The sequence below is a fragment of the Solwaraspora sp. WMMA2059 genome, from assembly GCF_027497315.1.
Classification (GTDB): domain Bacteria; phylum Actinomycetota; class Actinomycetes; order Mycobacteriales; family Micromonosporaceae; genus Micromonospora_E.
On sequence record NZ_CP114908.1, the window covers coordinates 1,312,914 to 1,328,432 of the forward strand.

Sequence of the window (15,519 nt, forward strand, 5' to 3'; positions counted from 1 at the left end):
GAGAGCTGCGGGTCAGCTGAAGGCGCAGGCGAAGTTGACGCTGGAGCCGTCGTCGAGCAGGCCGGTGCTCTCAGCGGGCAGCTCGAAGACGACCATGCCCTGGCTGGGTGTCTCGTCCGGCTGCTGCGCTTCTACGGCGGCCTGGGTGGCCGGGGCGGCGATGGCGATCGCGGCGACGACGGCGAAGAAGGGGTTGGTGGGCACGGTCGACCTCCGGAAGGGGAGCGGGGGCGGCGAAGGAAGTGGTGACGCAGGTGGGGTGACGCGGGCAGGTGGGGGTGGTGCCGGCCCGCGTGGTGAGTCGGTGGAATCGGAAGTGATACGATCTTGCTGACGTTCAAAATAAACTGAGCGACGGATGGAAGTCAATCGTCGGGGTAGAATCAACCGTGGAACGTTGGTTGAACGGAGGTCTGCGGTGACGGAGCTGATGGCCAGCCGGGTGATCGAGGACGTGGCTACCCTCAAGGCGCTCGCCGACCCGATCCGGATGCGGGTGCTGGAGCTCGCGATGTCCGAGCCCGAGCGGACCTGGACCGCCAAGGAGCTGGCGAAGATCGTGGGCGTCGCGCCCACCAAGATCTACTACCACATCAACCAGCTGGAACAGCACCAACTGCTGCACATCCGGGACACCCGGGTGGTCAATGGCATCATCGAGAAACAGTACGGTGCCGGCCAGCTCAACCTGACCTTCCACCGCCGCTCCGGCGAGGAACCCAGCTCGGTGCACGAGGTGGTGGCCACCCTGTTGGACCAGATCAAGGACGAGATCGAGGCTGGGCTGCACGCCGGCACCATCTCCGGTAGCAGCGAGGCACCCGACCCGGTCCGGATGATGCTCAGCCGGGGGGTCGCCGAGATCCCCGTGGACCGGATCGCCGAGTTCCGCCACGAGTTGCAGGCCCTGATGCGGCGGTTCGAGCAGGCCGGTGTCCCCCGTGACGGCACCATCACCGGCGGGCACCGGTTCGCGATGCTGGTCGGCATGCACCCGCTCGGGTTGTCCTGACCCGCCTGCCGAGTCACCCCGTCAGGCCGGGCCACCGGGAGCCGACCGTCAGATCCACCGTACGGCGACCCCGGCGGAGAACGCGCCGCTACGCAGCTCCAACCGGTCCGGGATCAGCTCGCCGCCGACCGTGAAGGCCAGCGGGACCAGCATCCGACCCCCGGGTGGCACCGGCTCGGCGAAGACGTCCCGACCACCGTTCTCCTGCCGGGTCGCCGCCTCGTCCACCCCGACCCAGTCACCGGTCGGCAGGTACGCCCGCTGCAACGGCCCGTACCAGAACTGTTCGGTGTCGCTGCGGTTGCGCAGCCCGACTGTGGCGACACACCGCCGATCCTGCCTCTGCCCATCAGCCGGCGCGCAGGCCATCCGGAAGACGGTGAACTCGAAGGCGGCCTCGGTCAGCAGCACCCCGAACCCGCCGGCCGGCGGCGCACCGATCCACCCGCTGGGCGCCTGGTTGGCCCGGTCCAGCACCTCGCTGCCGTAGCTCGCCACGCGTACCGCCGCCACCGCCAGCCCGGTCAGCATCGCCAGCAGCAGGCCGAACACCAGCGGCGTAGCCGGGCGCCAGCGGCGCTTCGGGGCGGCCGGCACCGCCGCCGGCAACCGCACCCGCCGCCCGGCCGGGGTGACGACCCGGCGTCGGTCGACCCGGCGCTCCCGCAGCCGGCGGCGCCACCCGTACCCGATCATCGCCACCACGACGAGTGCCGTCAGCCCGCCGATCAGCGGCATCGACGGGCGCTGCCACCAGGCCGGGTCCGCCGCCTCGATGCCGGCCGTCGGGGTCCACCGGGCGCTCGCGCAGTCGTACGGCCGCGCGGTGTCCCGCTCGTACGCGCAGACCGGGAAGGTCTGCGCGGTGCCGGCACCGCCCGGCCGAAACGACGCGGTGACCGTTTGCCCGCTGTTCGCCGGCAGGCTCAACTGCCAGGTGATCTCCGAGGCGTCGACCCGGCCGCCGGCGCCGACCGTGGCCACTGAGGTGGTGGTCGGTACGGCCATCCGCAGGGTGACGTCGACCGGGGACACCGTCCGGTTGACCGCCTCGACCCGGTAGGTCGCCGCGCTCTGCCCGATCTCGTTGATCGTCACCGCGACCAGCTCCTGCCCTTCGGCCGGTACCGAAGCAGCCCTCTCGGCCCGTGCCGGGGTCACGCCCGGTGCCAGGATCCCCCCGCCGACCACAAGAACGACGCCGAACAGCCCGGCCCGCAGCGCATGTCGCCACCATGACATAGCCATCTCGATTCCGCCCCCCGACCCGAACGGTAGGCCGGTACCGGCCGTCCAGTCGGTAAAGCGCGGTTCCGCACACCTGATCCGGTGACCGGTGCTAGATTTCCGCCCCTTGTCGCGCCCGTTGTCGCCCTCGTCGTGACCGTTGTCGCCCTTTGCCGTGACCGTCGGGGTGGTGCAGGCACGGGACGATACATTGACCGGGTGCGTATCGCTCGTTTCGCCCATGGCAAGGGAATGTCGTTCGGGGTCGTCGAGGGGGAGCCGGGAGCCGGCCCCGAGGCGTTGACCGTCGCCGAGGTCGACGGCCACCCGTTCGGCAAGCTGACCTTCACGTCGCAGCGCTGGGCGCTGGCCGACGTCCGGCTGCTGTCGCCGATCCTGCCCAGCAAGGTGGTGTGCGTCGGGCGCAACTACGCCGACCACGCCGCCGAACACGGTGCCGAGGTGCCGGCCGAGCCGTTGCTGTTCCTCAAGCCGTCGACCTCGGTGATCGGTCCACGGGACGCGATCCGGCTGCCCGCGCAGTCTCGGCAGGTGGAGCACGAGGCGGAGCTCGCCGTGGTGATCGGACCGCCAGGTGCCCGGCGCGCCGACCGGGCCGCCGCCGAGCGGGCGATCTTCGGCTACACCTGCGCCAACGATGTCACCGCCCGGGACCTGCAGCGGTCGGACGGCCAGTGGACCAGGGCGAAGGGCTTTGACTCGTTCTGCCCGATCGGCCCGTGGATCGTCACCGGGCTGGACGTCGCCGACCTGGAGGTCCGCTGTGAGGTGGGTCCGAAGCCGGACGAGATGGACGTACGGCAGCTGGGCCGGACCAAGCAGATGGTCTTCGACGTGCCGACCCTGGTGTCGTACGTGTCACACGTGATGACGCTGCTGCCCGGTGACGTGATCCTGACCGGGACGCCGGCCGGGGTGAGCGAGTTGACCGCGGGCGACACGGTGTCGGTCCGGATCGAGGGCATCGGTGAGCTGGCCAACCCGGTGGTCGCGGCGGACTGAGGCAAACCGCTGCGGTATCCCGATTTGGCGCGCACCATGGGGTCAGGTAGAGTTCTGTCCCGGTGCGGCGAGCACCGATGGGGTATGGGGTAATTGGCAGCCCGACTGATTCTGGTTCAGTTAGTCTAGGTTCGAGTCCTGGTACCCCAGCCACCGACGCCGGAAGGCTCCAGATGGCGTCGGGGTGCTGGTCTCTGTTAGAGTTCGGCACCGTGTCCAACAGGACACAGCAGCACGAAACGGTAGTTTGCACCAGGAAAGTTCTGGCCCCGTCGTCTAGCGGCCCAGGACGCCGCCCTCTCAAGGCGGTAGCGCCGGTTCGAATCCGGTCGGGGCTACAGCGCTCAAGGCGCCCTCCTCAACGAGGGCGCCTTTTTCGTCGGCGGGTCACCGTCCGTCGCTGACCATCATGCCCGACCTGGCCCGGCCTGCGCCGAGTTATCCGGAAACTGGGCCTGCTCAGAGCACGGCAGGGCGCGGAGCCAATGCCCGATTCAGAGCCCGGAGAGCCGTTGACCGGCGCGGACCACGGCCATGGCGTGCCGCTCACCTGGCCGGCGGCCGAGCCGCTCGATCGGCCCGGAGACGCTGACCGAGGCGATCACCCGGCCGGTGCGGTCCCGGATCGGTGCGGAGACACTGGCCACCCCGGCCTCCCGCTCGGCGACGCTCTGCGCCCAGCCGCGCCGGCGCACCTCGGCGAGCGTACGGCCGGTGAACTTGCAGCGGGGCAGCAGCGGCATGACGGCCTCGGGCGGCTCCCAGGCCAGCAGGATCTGGGCGGCGGACCCGGCGGTCATCGGCAGCACCGAGCCGACCGGCACGGTGTCGCGCAGGCCACTGGCCCGCTCGGCTGCGGCGACGCAGATCCGCTCGTCGGCCCGGCGCAGGTAGAGTTGGGCGCTCTCGCCGGTGGCGTCGCGTAGCGCGGCCAGCAGCGGCTCGGCGGCGGTCAACAGCACGTCGGGCGCGGCGTTGGCCAGCTCGCCCAGCCGGGGGCCGGGCCGCCACCGCCCCTGGGTGTCCCGGACCAGCATCCGGTGGATCTCCAGGGCCTGTGCCAACCGGTGCGCGGTGGCCCGGGGCAGCTTGGTCCGGTCGACGAGTTCGGCCAGGCTGGCGCCGTCCACGCAGGCCGCGAGGATCACCACCGCCTTGTCGAGAACGCCGACACCGCTCATACTGTGTCCCACAAGCCGAAACATACCTCCCAGAATTTAGGATGTCCAGATGGTGGGAGCCACTTCGAAGCCGACATCGCCCAGGACCCTGGCCGAGAAGGTCTGGGACGCGCACGTGGTGCGATCCGCCGCGGGCGAGCCGGACCTGCTCTACATCGACCTGCACCTGCTGCACGAGGTCACCAGTCCGCAGGCCTTCGACGGGCTGCGGATGGCCGGCCGGCCGGTGCGCCGGACCGACCTGACCCTCGCCACCGAGGACCACAACACCCCGACCGGGTACGCCGACCCGGCGTTCAACAGCCGGCGCGGCGACCTGCTGACCATCAGCGACCCGACGTCGCGTACCCAGATCGAGACGCTGCGCCGCAACTGCGCCGAGTTCGGCATCAAGCTGCACGCCCTGGGCGACGACAACCAGGGCATCGTGCACGTCATCGGCCCGCAGCTGGGCCTGACCCAGCCCGGCATGACGATCGTCTGCGGCGACTCGCACACCGCGACCCACGGCGCGTTCGGGGCACTCGCCTTCGGCATCGGCACCAGCGAGGTCGAGCACGTGCTGGCCACCCAGACGCTGCCGCAGTCCCGGCCGAAGACGATGGCGGTCACCGTCACCGGCGAACTCGGCCCGGGGGTCACCGCCAAGGACCTGGTGCTGGCGCTGATCACCAAGGTCGGCACCGGCGGTGGTCGCGGCTACGTGGTCGAGTACCGGGGCGAGGCGATCCGCCGGCTCTCCATGGAGGGTCGGATGACGGTGGCGAACATGTCCATCGAGTGGGGTGCCAAGGCGGGCATGGTGGCGCCGGACGAGACCACCTTCGCCTACCTCAAGGGTCGGCCGAACGCGCCGCAGGGTGCCGACTGGGACGCCGCCGTGGCGTACTGGTCCAGTCTGGCCACCGACGAGGGGGCGACGTTCGACGCCGAGGTGATCCTGGACGCCGGCGAGATCACGCCGTTCGTGACCTGGGGCACCAACCCCGGGCAGGGCACCGCGCTGAGCGCCGTCGTGCCCGACCCGGAGCAGTTCGACACCGACGCGGAGCGGGTCGCCGCCCGCCGGGCGCTGGAGTACATGGACCTGCGGCCCGGCACCGCGCTGCGCGACGTGCCGGTCGACGTGGTCTTCGTCGGCTCCTGCACCAACGGCCGGCTGGAGGACCTGCGGGCCGCCGCCGACGTGCTGCGCGGGCGCAAGGTCGCCGACGGGGTACGGATGCTCGTGGTGCCCGGGTCGGCCAAGGTACGGGAGGCGGCCGAGAACGAAGGGCTGGACAAGGTCTTCGCCGACGCCGGTGCCGAGTGGCGGTTCGCCGGCTGCTCGATGTGCCTGGGCATGAACCCGGACACGCTCAGGCCGGGGGAGCGCTCCGCCTCCACCTCCAACCGCAACTTCGAGGGCCGGCAGGGCCGGGGCGGGCGTACCCATCTGGTGTCGCCGCCGGTGGCCGCCGCCACCGCCGTGGTGGGCCGGCTGGCCGCGCCGGCGGACCTCAACTGACCGCCGCCGGACACGCACCACGAGACGGGACCACGAACATGGACAAGTTCACCGTGCACACCGGGACCGCCGTCCCGCTGCGCCGATCTAATGTAGATACCGATCAGATCATCCCGGCGGTGTACCTCAAGCGGGTCACCCGGACCGGCTTCGCCGACGGTCTGTTCAATGCCTGGCGCGAGGATCCGGGATTCGTTCTGAACAATCCTTCGTATTCCGGAGCATCTATTCTCGTCGCTGGCCCAGAGTTCGGCACCGGGTCATCGCGTGAACACGCGGTGTGGGCGCTGCGGGACTGGGGCTTCCGAGCCGTGCTGTCCCCCCGCTTCGGCGACATCTTCCGCGGCAACGCGCTCAAGGAAGGTCTGCTGCCGGTCGAGTTGGAAATGCCCGCCATTGAGGAATTGTGGTCGCTGGTCGAGGCCGACCCGGCCGCAGGGGTGACCGTCGACCTGGCCGCCCGGGAGGTCAGGGCAGGTGCCTCCGGCTGGTCGTTCCCGATCGACGACTTCAGCCGGTGGCGGCTGATGGAGGGATTGGATGACATTGGACTGACCCTGCGTCACGAGTCGGTCATCACCGAGTATGAGCGTGGGCGGTTGTCGTTCAAGCCCGTCGTGGCATAGCGCACAACCGTCGAGCCGGCCCCTTCTCAACGGGTTCCCGACGCCGATTCCGCCCCCATCCGGTGGCCCACCAACCGTCCGGCTATACCAACCGGTCGGCCCGGGCCACCGGTTGGGGGCGAATCCGTTACGACACAAGGACTTTTTTCCGGCAGATGTTTGTGTCCTGCCGGTACAGGGCATACCGTGCGCGCAGAATGGCTCGTTGAGTCCAGTTGCACATACGGGAGGGAACTCGTGAACAAGGCAGAGCTCATCGATGCGCTCGCTGCTCGCCTGGGAGACCGCAAGACGGCGACGACGGCGCTCGACGCCGTCTTGGCCGAGGTTCAGTCGGCAGTCACCAAGGGCGACCGGGTGGGTATCACCGGTTTCGGGGTGTTCGAGAAGCGCGTCCGCGCGGCTCGAACAGCGCGCAACCCGCGTACCGGCGAGTCGGTGAAGGTCAAGAAGACCTCGGTGCCGGTCTTCCGGCCCGGCGCGGGCTTCAAGGACATGGTGGCCAGCGGCAAGGCGCCGAAGGCCACCGCGGCCAAGTCGACCGCGGCGAGGTCCACGGCGACGAAGGCCACCGCGGCCAAGTCCACGGCGGCCAAGAGCACCGCCCGTGGCGCGGCGAAGTCCACCGGTACGGCCGCCAAGGCGACCGCCACCAAGGCGCCGGCGAAGCGGGCGGCCGGCGGTACGGCGAAGAAGACCGCCGCCGCCAGGACCACCCGGTCCGCTGCGGCCGCGCCGGCCAAGAAGTCCACGGCCAAGAAGACCACCGCGACCCGGTCCACCGCGGCCAAGTCGACGGCGGCGAAGTCGACCGGGGCCAAGTCGACGGCGGCGAAGAAGTCGCCGGCGCGCAAGTCCACCGCCCGTAAAACCACCCGCTGAGCCGTCCGGCCACACCGGCCGGACACCACCAGCGCGAAGGCGCCCACCGCGTACCGGCGGTGGGCGCCTTCGTACATGCGACAGAGCCGCTAGAGCCGGTCCGCGCCGACCAGCCGCTCCCCGGCGAACGACAACAACCAGCCGCCGCCCTTCGCGGTACGGTGATCCGCCGCCGCCCGCCGGGTCAGCACCGTCAACGCGGCCGGGATCACCTTGCCCTGACTGCACACCGCGGCCGGCGTACCGGCCGCCGCCAGCTCGGTCAGCCGGCCCGCCGCCGCCAACGCGTTCTCGTCCGGCTGCTGGCCGGCGGCCGGCTCGTCGAACACCGACTCCACTTCGACCGGCAGATCCAGCGCCTGCGCCAGCGGGACGACCGTCTGCACACACCGCCGGGGCGACGCCGACAGCACCCGACGCGGCCCGGTCAGCACCAGCATCGCCGCCAACGCCCGCGCCTGCCGCAGCCCGGCGGTGTCCAACGGGCGGGCGCTGTCCGGACCCGGCCAGGTGTCCCGGCTGCCGGCGTGCGCGTGCCGCACCAGGGTGAGCGTCGCGGTCACCGGCGGCAGCTGCGCGAACCCGTGCAGCACCCCGACGTCGTGCCGGTACGTCAACCGCTGCCGCGCCTGCGCCAACGGCAGCCAGCACAACTCGTCAACCTCGTCGGCGGCGTCGACCGGCACCGGCCCGGCCGACGCCTCCACCGCCCGCATCGACCAGTAGTCGACCACCTTCAGGTTGCCGTCCGGCATGGTGTAACGGATCGACGGCAGCCGCACCTGCGGCACCGCCCGAATCCCGGTCTCCTCACCGACCTCCCGGACCGCCGCCGCCAACGGATGCTCCGCCGGCTCCAGTTTGCCCTTCGGCAGCGACCAGTCGTCGTGCCGGGGCCGGTGCACCAGACACACCTGCACCGCCCCGGTGTCGTCGGTGCGCCACACCACCCCGCCGGCGGCCCGGACCTCGGTCACGGCAGCCACTTCGTCCGCTGCCCCGCCGACGCCCGCTCCCAGGCGGCGGCGAACTCGGCCCGCGCCGCCCGGATCGCGGCCCGCTCCCGCTCGACCAACCGGCCGACGGTCATCGCCAACTCGTGGTCGTCCGGATGCTCGGCCAGCACCCCCTGCCAGGTCTCGGCGGCCACCGCCGCGTCCTGGTGCTCGCCGAGCAGGTTCTGCACCTTCGACAACGCCTTGGCCAGCTTCGCCGCCCCACCGCCGATCACCGGCGCCACCGCGTCCACCGCGTACCGGGCCTTCTTGCCGTTGATCCGCACCGCGTGCCAGCGTTCGTCGGAGGCGTCCAGGGTCAGATCGGCGGCACCGTCCACGCCGCTGCCGCCGTACGCCAGCCGACGCCACGGCTTGGCCACCAGCCGGGGCAGCACCTCGGTCGCCGGGCCGGACGCAGCCCCGGTCAGTCGCGGCTCCCGGGCCGCCTGCACCAGCATCTCCACCAGGGCAACGTACCGGTCCGAGCGCAGCGCCGCGTCCACCTCGGCCAGTGCCGCGGCCTGCCGGTCGGCGAGCGTCGCGTCGATCAGCTCGACCGCCGCCGACGGCAGCGGCGCCAACGGGTCCGCCCCGGCGGTACGCCGCAACCGGTCCCGCAGCACCTCGGCGTCGCGGGCACCGCCGAGCACCCCGGCGACCCACTTCAGTTCGTCGCGCAGCGCACCCGCCCACTCGCGGTCCACCAACGCCCGGAAGGTCCGCAGGTCGCTGCGCAGCCGTCGACAGCCCACCCGCATCTGGTGCACGGCGGTGTCGTCGTCGCCGACCGGGGCGTGCAGCCGTACCAGCGGGTCGTGCGCCAGGATCCGGGCGACGCCGTCGCGGACCGCCCGGGTGACCACGTCGGCGGCGGTCGGCTTGGCCGGCAGGTCCTCGACCGCCGGCAGCTCCGCCGGACCGGCGGCGGCCGCACCCAACGCCCGTACGTGCTTCGGGGTGAACCCGCCGGCGGTCGCCCCCGCCGCGACCAGGTCGGCCTCGACCCGGTCCAGCAGCGACCGCTTGGCGGCCTTCAGCTCGACCTCCACCTCGCGGAACCGCGACCGGACCGTCTTGCCGTCCAACACCGACACCGCGTCGTCGGCCAGCTCCACCAGCAGCGCTTCGTCGGCGTCGCGCAACTCCAGCACCGTGCGTACCGTGCGCACCGTCGCGGCCGGCGTCAGCTCCACCCCCCGCGAGTACGCGGTGACCAGCCACACCAGCTCCGTCGGCGGTTTGCCGCGCTTACCGGACCGGCTGATCTCATGCCGTACGCCCGGGGCGTCGGCGGGCAGCTTCACCGTCCACGGCTTCGAGTCGCCCACCCGGTGGCGCAGCGACACCCCGGCGCGGGCCAGCCGCAGATCCGGGGTGTCGTAGTAGGTGGCGGTCAGCTTCACCGCCGGCTGCTGCACCAGCCGGCCACCGTCCGGCAGACAGCCGGACAGGTCCGGCACGGTGAAACCCGGCTCGACCTCGTACTTGCGTTCCTCCTCCACCATCGGGCCAGCCTAGCGCCGCCGGCCCGAGGTCGCCGCTGTCGACAGGGTGCTGCCGGCCCGCCGACCGCCGGTGACAGCAGGAGCTATTTGCCGGTGCCGATGAATCGCCGGAGCAGCCGCTCCTGCAGATGCACCAGCGGCCGTTCGTCGGTCGACCGGTGCCGGCTCCAGGTGCCGTCGGGGTGCAGCTCGAACGACTCGCAGTCCGGGCTGAACGCGTCGCTCATCAGCTGGTCCAGCTCGGCGCGGGCCACCGGGTCGGTCACCTGCACCAGCGCCTCCACCCGGCGGTCCAGGTTGCGGTGCATCAGGTCGGAGGAGCCGATCCAGAACTCGACGTCGCCGTCGTTGCCGAACCGGAACACCCGGGAATGCTCCAGGAACCGGCCGAGGATCGACCGGACCCGGATGTTGTCCGACAGCCCCGGCACCCCGGGCCGCAGCGTGCACATCCCCCGGATCAGCAGATCCACCTGTACGCCGGCCTGCGACGCCCGGTACAGCGCGTCCACCAGCTCCTCGTCGACCAGCGAGTTCACCTTGATCTGGACCAGCCCGCCCCGGCCCTCGCGGACGTGGGCGACCTCCCGCCCGATCCGCTCGATCAGCCCGCTGCGCACCCCGTGCGGGGCGACCAGCAGCCGCCGGTACGCGGTCTGCCGGCTGTAGCCGGTCAACACGTTGAACAGGTCGGTCAGGTCGGCGCCGACCTCCGGGTCGGCGGTCAGCATGCCGAAGTCCTCGTACAGCCTGGCTGTCTTCGGGTGGTAGTTGCCGGTGCCGATGTGGCAGTAGCGGCGGATCTGGTTGCCTTCCTGGCGTACCACCAGGGCGGTCTTGCAGTGGGTCTTCAGCCCGACCAGGCCGTACACGACGTGACAGCCGGCCCGTTCCAGCATCCGCGCCCAGCCAATGTTGGCCTGCTCGTCGAACCGGGCCTTCACCTCGACCAGCACCACCACCTGCTTGCCGGCGGCGGCCGCCTCGATCAGCGCGTCGACGATCGGCGAGTCACCGCTGGTGCGGTACAGCGTCTGCTTGATCGCCAGGACGAGCGGGTCGGCCGCCGCCTGCTCGATGAACCGCTGCACGCTGGTGGAGAACGAGTGGTACGGGTGGTGCACCAGGATGTCGCCGTCGCGCAGGGTGGCGAAGACGCTGCGCGGCACCTCGCCCTCGACCAGCCGCGGGTGGGTGGCCGGCACGAACGGGCGGTCCTTGAGGTCCGGCCGGTCGGAGCTCTCGTACACCTGCCACAACGCGGACAGGTCCAGCAGCCCCGGCACCCGCAGCACGTCGTGGCTGTCCATGTCCAGCTCGCGGACCAGCAGGTCGAGCATGTGGTCGGAGATGGAGGCGGCCACCTCCAGCCGCACCGGCGGGCCGAACCGTCGCTGGGCGAGCTCCCGCTCCAGCGACTGCAGCAGATCCTCGTCGCGGTCCTCGTCGACTTCGAAGTCGGCGTTGCGGGTCACCCGGAACAGGTGGCACTCCACCACCTGCATCCCGGAGAACAGCTGGCCGAGCTGGGCGGCGATCAGATCCTCGACCGGCAGGAACCGGGCGCCCAGCCCTTCCTGGCTGACCACCACGAACCGGGGCACGTTGTTCGGCACCTTGATCCGGGCGAACAGCTCCGGACCGCCGTCCGGGTCACGGACCGCGACGGCCAGGTTCAACGACCGGCTGGAGATGTACGGGAACGGGTGCGCCGGGTCGACGGCCAGCGGGGTCAGCACCGGGAAGATGTGCTCGCGGAAGTAGGTGCGCAGCCCTTCCCGCTCACCGGTGCTCAGATCGCTCCACCGGATCAGGTGGATGCCCTCGGCGGCCAGCCGGGGCCGGACCTCCTCGGTGAAGCAGCGGGCGTGCCGGGCGACCAGGCCGGCGGTCTTCGCCGCGATCAGCTCCAACTGGGTACGCAGCGGCAGCCGGTCGCCGCCGCGTACCGGCAGCCCGGCCTGCAGCCGGCGCTTCAGTCCGGCGATGCGGACCATGAAGAACTCGTCGAGGTTGCTGGCGAAGATGGCCAGGAACTTGGCCCGCTCCAGCAGCGGCGTCTGCGGGTCCTCGGCCAGCTCGATCACCCGGGCGTTGAAGTCGAGCCAGGACAGCTCCCGGTTGAGGAACCGGTCGTCGGGCAGCGGCTGGCGGGCCAGGGTGGCCGGCTCGTCCGGCTCGGCTGGTTCGGCGGTGTCCGACACCGGGTTGGCCGGGTCGGGGGCCTGCAGCGGCAGCGGCGTGGCCGGTGCGTCGGTCGCGGACTCGGCCACCGCCTGCGGCGCCGGCTCGGTGGTCTCCGGCGCGGCTACCGCCTCCGGCCCAGCGGTCTCCGGTGCCGCCTGTGGCGCCGCGTCCGGCGCCGCCTTGGTGCGTCGGCGGGCGGTGCCGCCGGCTGACTTGCGGGCGCTGCCGGCCGTGGATCTCCGGGCGGTGCCGGGCGTCGACTTGCGGGCCGTGCCGGCCGATGCCTGGCGGGCGGTGCCGTTCGACGACTGACGGCGGGCCGGCCGTGGCGTCGCGGTCGCGCCGCCGTCGGCTGCGGGCTGGTCGGCGGCAGACTGGCCGGTGCCGGCGGGCTGGTCAGCGGTGGGCTGGTCGGCTGCGCGGCGCGGACGGGCGGCGGCGCGCCTGGAGGGGGCGGGCGTCACCCGGTAATCATGACCTGATCACGGTGAACTTGGCATGAATTCGCCCGGCTCCAGCTAGCCGAATGTGGGCAACGTAACGCGGTTGACGTGCCCGGACTCGTCACGCTCGATGCGTACCCGCTGACCCAGCCGCAGCAGCCGCAACCCGGAAGCGTCGAACGCGGCCGCCGGGAACGCCAGCTCCGCCCCGTCGTCGAGCAGCACCGTGCCGCTGCGGGTCGCCGGATCGAAGGTCGCCACCGTGCCCTGCATCTCAGCTCACCGACCTCTGCCGCATGTCAGCACGGTACCCGCTGGCGTACAGCGCGGCGGTGTGCCGACCCAGGCCGAGCCGGGCCGCGTCGGCGAGATCGGCGGCGGTGTCCACGTCGCGGCGCAGCGTCGGCCAGTCCCCGCCGCGCCGGACGGCACCCGACCGTTGATGCCGTACCGCCGATCCGGCGCCGAAACCCGGCCGCAGCGCGGTGCCGACGGCGGCCGCCAGCAGCACCGTGCCGGTGCCGGCGGCGTCCGGCACGAACCAGCGGCGGGCCCTGGTGCCTGCGGTGTCGACGGCGCTGGCGGTGTCGGTGTCGAGGGCGGCGGCCAGCTCCGCCGGCCGCAACGCCGGCAGGTCCGCGGTCAACGCGGCGACCGGCCGGCTGCCGCCGACAGTCGCGGCCCCGTGCGCCACCGCCGCGTTCAGCCCGCTCACCTCCGGTGCCCCGAGGTCTGGGGCGGCTAGGTCTGGGGCGGCGAGCTCCGGGTCGGCGACGGTACGGGCCCCGAGCGCGCCCAACGCGGCGGTGGCCGCCGGATCCGAGGTGACCACCACCACCTCGGCGACCAGCGGGCAGGCCAGCGCGGCGGCGACGGTGTCGCGGGCCAGGGCCAGCGCCAGCTCCTCATGCGGTACGCCGTCGAGCGCGCCCCGCAGCCGGCTCTTCGCCACCGCGAGCCGCTTGACCGGCAGCACCACCGACCAGGTCGCGTTCCGCACCGCTCCATCCTGCCGGCTGGGCTCGCATTGGCTCTGGCCGGGTCGGACAGGGCATGATTCGCTGCGTCGGTCGGCAAGACGGCGGTCGGGTGCGGTGACCCGGTGGTGGCCAGGGTGGTGGCCAGGGTGCGGTGACGAGGAGGATCGGGTGGCGCGGCGGAAACTGGGCTTCTGGCGACGCTTCATCGTGATGGTGGTCAAACCGACCCTGCTCGTATGGACGAAGCGGAACTGGTCCGGGATGCAGCACATTCCCGGCACCGGTGGGGTGATCGTCGTCGCCAACCACATGTCGCACGCCGACCCGATGGTCATCGGTCACTTCCTCTACGAGACGGGCCGCTGGCCCCGGTTCCTCGGCAAGGCCAGCCTGTTCACCATCCCGGTCATCGGGCGCTGGCTGCTCAAGGTGAAGCAGATCCCGGTGCACCGGGGCAGCGTCGACGCGATCAAGTCGCTGGAGGCGGCAATCGTCGGCGTCGACGAAGGCGGCGCGGTGGTGATCTACCCGGAGGGGACCACCACCCGCGAGCCGGACCTGTGGCCGATGCGCGGCAAGACCGGCGCGGCCCGCCTGGCGTTGACCACCGGTGCCCCGGTCGTGCCGGTGGCGATGTGGGGTCCGCAGCAGATGTACGACCCGCGGACCGGGAAACTGAACCTGCTGCCCGGCCGGAAGGTGACCGTCGTCGCCGGTGAACCTCTCGACCTGAGCAGATGGGCCGGGGTCGAGCCGACCCGGGCGGTGCTGGAGGAGATCACCGAGACCATCATGCTGCGACTGCGGGACATGGTCGCCGAGATTCGGGGCGGCGAGGCCCCGCCGCTGTACACCCCGAGTGCCCGCCGCAACAACCGGACCACCGGCGCCCCGGAGCCGGGACAGTGACCGGGACCGGCCGGGCCGTCGTCCTGGGCGCCGGCTCGTGGGGGACCGCGTACGCCAAGGTGCTCGCCGACGCCGGGGCCGACGTGGTCCTCTGGGCCCGGCGCGAGCAGGTCGCCGCCGCGATCCGCGAGTACGGCACCAACCCCGACTACCTGCCCGCGGTGCGGCTGCCCGACCGGGTCACCGCCACCAGCGACGCCGCCGAGGCGATCAAGGGCGCGGGGCTGGTCGTGCTCGCCGTACCGTCGCAGACGCTGCGCGGCAACCTGGGCGACTGGGTCGCGCACGTCGGCCCCGACGCGACCCTGGTCAGCCTGATGAAAGGGATCGAACTCGGCACCACCAAGCGGATGAGCGAGGTGATCGTCGAGACCACCGGGGTCGGCCCGGACCGGGTCGTGGTGGTCTCCGGCCCCAACCTGGCCGCCGAGATCGCCGCCGAGCAGCCGGCCGCCAGCGTCGTCGCCGGCACCGACACCGCGCGCACGGCCGCCGTACAGCAGGCGATGCTCACCGGCTACCTGCGGCCGTACACCAACGACGACGTGATCGGCTGCGAGCTGGGCGGGGCGGTGAAGAACGTGATCGCCCTGGCGTACGGCATCGCCACCGCGATGCGCCTCGGCGACAACACCAAGGCCACCCTGATCACCCGGGGGCTGGCCGAGACGGCCCGGCTGGGCGTGGCGCTCGGCGCCGACCCGCTGACCTTCTCCGGGCTGGCCGGCCTCGGTGACCTGGTCGCCACCTGCTCGTCGCCGCTGTCACGCAACCGGACGTTCGGCGAGCACCTGGGCCGGGGGGAGACCCTGGAACAGGCGCAGGCCGCCACCCGGCAGACCGCCGAAGGGGTAAAGAGCTGCCTGTCGATCCGGGACCTGGCCCGCGCGCACGGGGTGGAGATGCCGATCACCGAGCAGGTCGAGCGGATCTGCCACGAGGGCCTGGACCCGCGCACCGCGTTGACGCTGCTGATGACGCGGGCCACGAAACCGGAATAGGCTCTGCCGCCGGCCGGCGACCTTGGTCAGGATGAAGG

15 protein-coding genes and 2 tRNA genes are annotated in these 15,519 nt (G+C 72.0%); 9 read left to right on the forward strand and 8 right to left on the reverse strand.

Annotated elements, in window-relative coordinates; all coding sequences use genetic code 11:
• Positions 1-12 precede the first annotated feature (12 nt).
• Positions 13-204, reverse strand: a complete 192-nt coding sequence (locus O7553_RS05885; RefSeq protein WP_281553839.1) for a hypothetical protein — start codon at positions 202-204, stop codon at positions 13-15.
• A gap of 214 nt (positions 205-418) precedes the next feature.
• Between O7553_RS05885 and O7553_RS05890 the strand changes: the two genes are divergently transcribed.
• Positions 419-1,012: a helix-turn-helix domain-containing protein gene (locus O7553_RS05890; RefSeq protein WP_281553840.1), complete on the forward strand. Its 594-nt coding sequence runs from the start codon at positions 419-421 to the stop codon at positions 1,010-1,012.
• A 48-nt stretch (positions 1,013-1,060) separates the two neighbouring features.
• On the opposite strand, the gene O7553_RS05895 is transcribed toward O7553_RS05890, so the two are convergent.
• Positions 1,061-2,260, reverse strand: coding sequence for a hypothetical protein (locus O7553_RS05895; protein ID WP_281553841.1), 1,200 nt, complete (start codon positions 2,258-2,260; stop codon positions 1,061-1,063).
• A 198-nt stretch (positions 2,261-2,458) separates the two neighbouring features.
• Here O7553_RS05895 and O7553_RS05900 point away from each other — a divergent pair, with 198 nt between their 5' ends.
• The 3 genes from O7553_RS05900 (at position 2,459) to O7553_RS05910 (ending at position 3,600) form a co-directional block, all read left to right on the forward strand.
• Complete coding sequence (locus tag O7553_RS05900; RefSeq protein WP_281553842.1) at positions 2,459-3,262, forward strand: fumarylacetoacetate hydrolase family protein; 804 nt, start codon at positions 2,459-2,461, stop codon at positions 3,260-3,262.
• Positions 3,263-3,340: 78 nt separating this feature from the next.
• A tRNA-Gln gene (locus O7553_RS05905) sits at positions 3,341-3,415 on the forward strand.
• Between the two features lie 112 nt (positions 3,416-3,527).
• A tRNA-Glu gene (locus tag O7553_RS05910) sits at positions 3,528-3,600 on the forward strand.
• 156 nt (positions 3,601-3,756) lie between these two features.
• On the opposite strand, the gene O7553_RS05915 is transcribed toward O7553_RS05910, so the two are convergent.
• Entirely contained in the window at positions 3,757-4,443 is a 687-nt protein-coding gene (locus tag O7553_RS05915) for an IclR family transcriptional regulator (protein WP_123600449.1), read from the reverse strand.
• A gap of 49 nt (positions 4,444-4,492) precedes the next feature.
• Between O7553_RS05915 and leuC the strand changes: the two genes are divergently transcribed.
• The 3 genes from leuC to O7553_RS05930 all read left to right on the forward strand — a co-directional run bounded on the left by leuC (position 4,493) and on the right by O7553_RS05930 (position 7,458).
• Positions 4,493-5,950 (forward strand): 3-isopropylmalate dehydratase large subunit, encoded by a 1,458-nt coding sequence (gene leuC / locus O7553_RS05920; protein WP_281553843.1) that lies wholly within the window; start codon positions 4,493-4,495, stop codon positions 5,948-5,950.
• Positions 5,951-5,988: 38 nt separating this feature from the next.
• Positions 5,989-6,576 carry a 3-isopropylmalate dehydratase small subunit gene (leuD, locus tag O7553_RS05925; protein ID WP_281553844.1) on the forward strand — a complete coding sequence of 196 codons (588 nt, stop codon included), beginning with the start codon at positions 5,989-5,991 and terminating at the stop codon, positions 6,574-6,576.
• A 237-nt stretch (positions 6,577-6,813) separates the two neighbouring features.
• Positions 6,814-7,458 carry an HU family DNA-binding protein gene (locus O7553_RS05930; protein ID WP_281553845.1) on the forward strand — a complete coding sequence of 215 codons (645 nt, stop codon included), beginning with the start codon at positions 6,814-6,816 and terminating at the stop codon, positions 7,456-7,458.
• A gap of 89 nt (positions 7,459-7,547) precedes the next feature.
• Here O7553_RS05930 and O7553_RS05935 read toward each other — a convergent pair whose 3' ends face one another.
• From O7553_RS05935 to cofC, 5 genes are all read right to left on the reverse strand, one after another.
• The gene (locus O7553_RS05935) at positions 7,548-8,444 is read right to left on the reverse strand and encodes a bifunctional NUDIX hydrolase/histidine phosphatase family protein (protein WP_281553846.1); all 897 of its coding nucleotides are present in this window, start codon (positions 8,442-8,444) and stop codon (positions 7,548-7,550) included.
• Entirely contained in the window at positions 8,432-9,961 is a 1,530-nt protein-coding gene (locus O7553_RS05940) for a CYTH and CHAD domain-containing protein (protein WP_281553847.1), read from the reverse strand. Before O7553_RS05940 ends, O7553_RS05935 begins: the two co-directional genes overlap by 13 nt.
• Before the next feature lie 83 nt (positions 9,962-10,044).
• Complete coding sequence (locus tag O7553_RS05945; RefSeq protein ID WP_281555493.1) at positions 10,045-12,192, reverse strand: RNA degradosome polyphosphate kinase; 2,148 nt, start codon at positions 12,190-12,192, stop codon at positions 10,045-10,047.
• Positions 12,193-12,666: 474 nt separating this feature from the next.
• Entirely contained in the window at positions 12,667-12,864 is a 198-nt protein-coding gene (locus O7553_RS05950) for a cold-shock protein (protein WP_123600457.1), read from the reverse strand.
• 1 nt (position 12,865) lies between these two features.
• Positions 12,866-13,591: a 2-phospho-L-lactate guanylyltransferase gene (cofC, locus tag O7553_RS05955; protein WP_281553848.1), complete on the reverse strand. Its 726-nt coding sequence runs from the start codon at positions 13,589-13,591 to the stop codon at positions 12,866-12,868.
• Between the two features lie 148 nt (positions 13,592-13,739).
• On the opposite strand from cofC, the gene O7553_RS05960 reads away from it, so the two are divergent.
• Entirely contained in the window at positions 13,740-14,480 is a 741-nt protein-coding gene (locus O7553_RS05960; RefSeq protein WP_281553849.1) for a lysophospholipid acyltransferase family protein, read from the forward strand.
• Positions 14,477-15,481, forward strand: coding sequence for an NAD(P)H-dependent glycerol-3-phosphate dehydrogenase (locus tag O7553_RS05965; RefSeq protein ID WP_281553850.1), 1,005 nt, complete (start codon positions 14,477-14,479; stop codon positions 15,479-15,481). The genes O7553_RS05960 and O7553_RS05965 overlap by 4 nt, the downstream gene beginning before the upstream one ends.
• The last annotated feature ends 38 nt before the right edge of the window (positions 15,482-15,519 follow it).

Excerpts from the sequence above, each read along its gene's own strand:
- O7553_RS05915 (WP_123600449.1), bottom strand. The coding sequence starts at position 4,443 with ATGAGCGGTGTCGGCGTTCTCGACAAGGCGGTGGTGATCCTCGCGGCC.
- O7553_RS05940 (WP_281553847.1), bottom strand. The coding sequence starts at position 9,961 with ATGGTGGAGGAGGAACGCAAGTACGAGGTCGAGCCGGGTTTCACCGTG.
- O7553_RS05895 (WP_281553841.1), bottom strand. The coding sequence starts at position 2,260 with ATGGCTATGTCATGGTGGCGACATGCGCTGCGGGCCGGGCTGTTCGGC.
- O7553_RS05950 (WP_123600457.1), bottom strand. The coding sequence starts at position 12,864 with ATGCAGGGCACGGTGGCGACCTTCGATCCGGCGACCCGCAGCGGCACG.
- leuC (WP_281553843.1), top strand. The coding sequence starts at position 4,493 with ATGGTGGGAGCCACTTCGAAGCCGACATCGCCCAGGACCCTGGCCGAG.
- leuD (WP_281553844.1), top strand. The coding sequence starts at position 5,989 with ATGGACAAGTTCACCGTGCACACCGGGACCGCCGTCCCGCTGCGCCGA.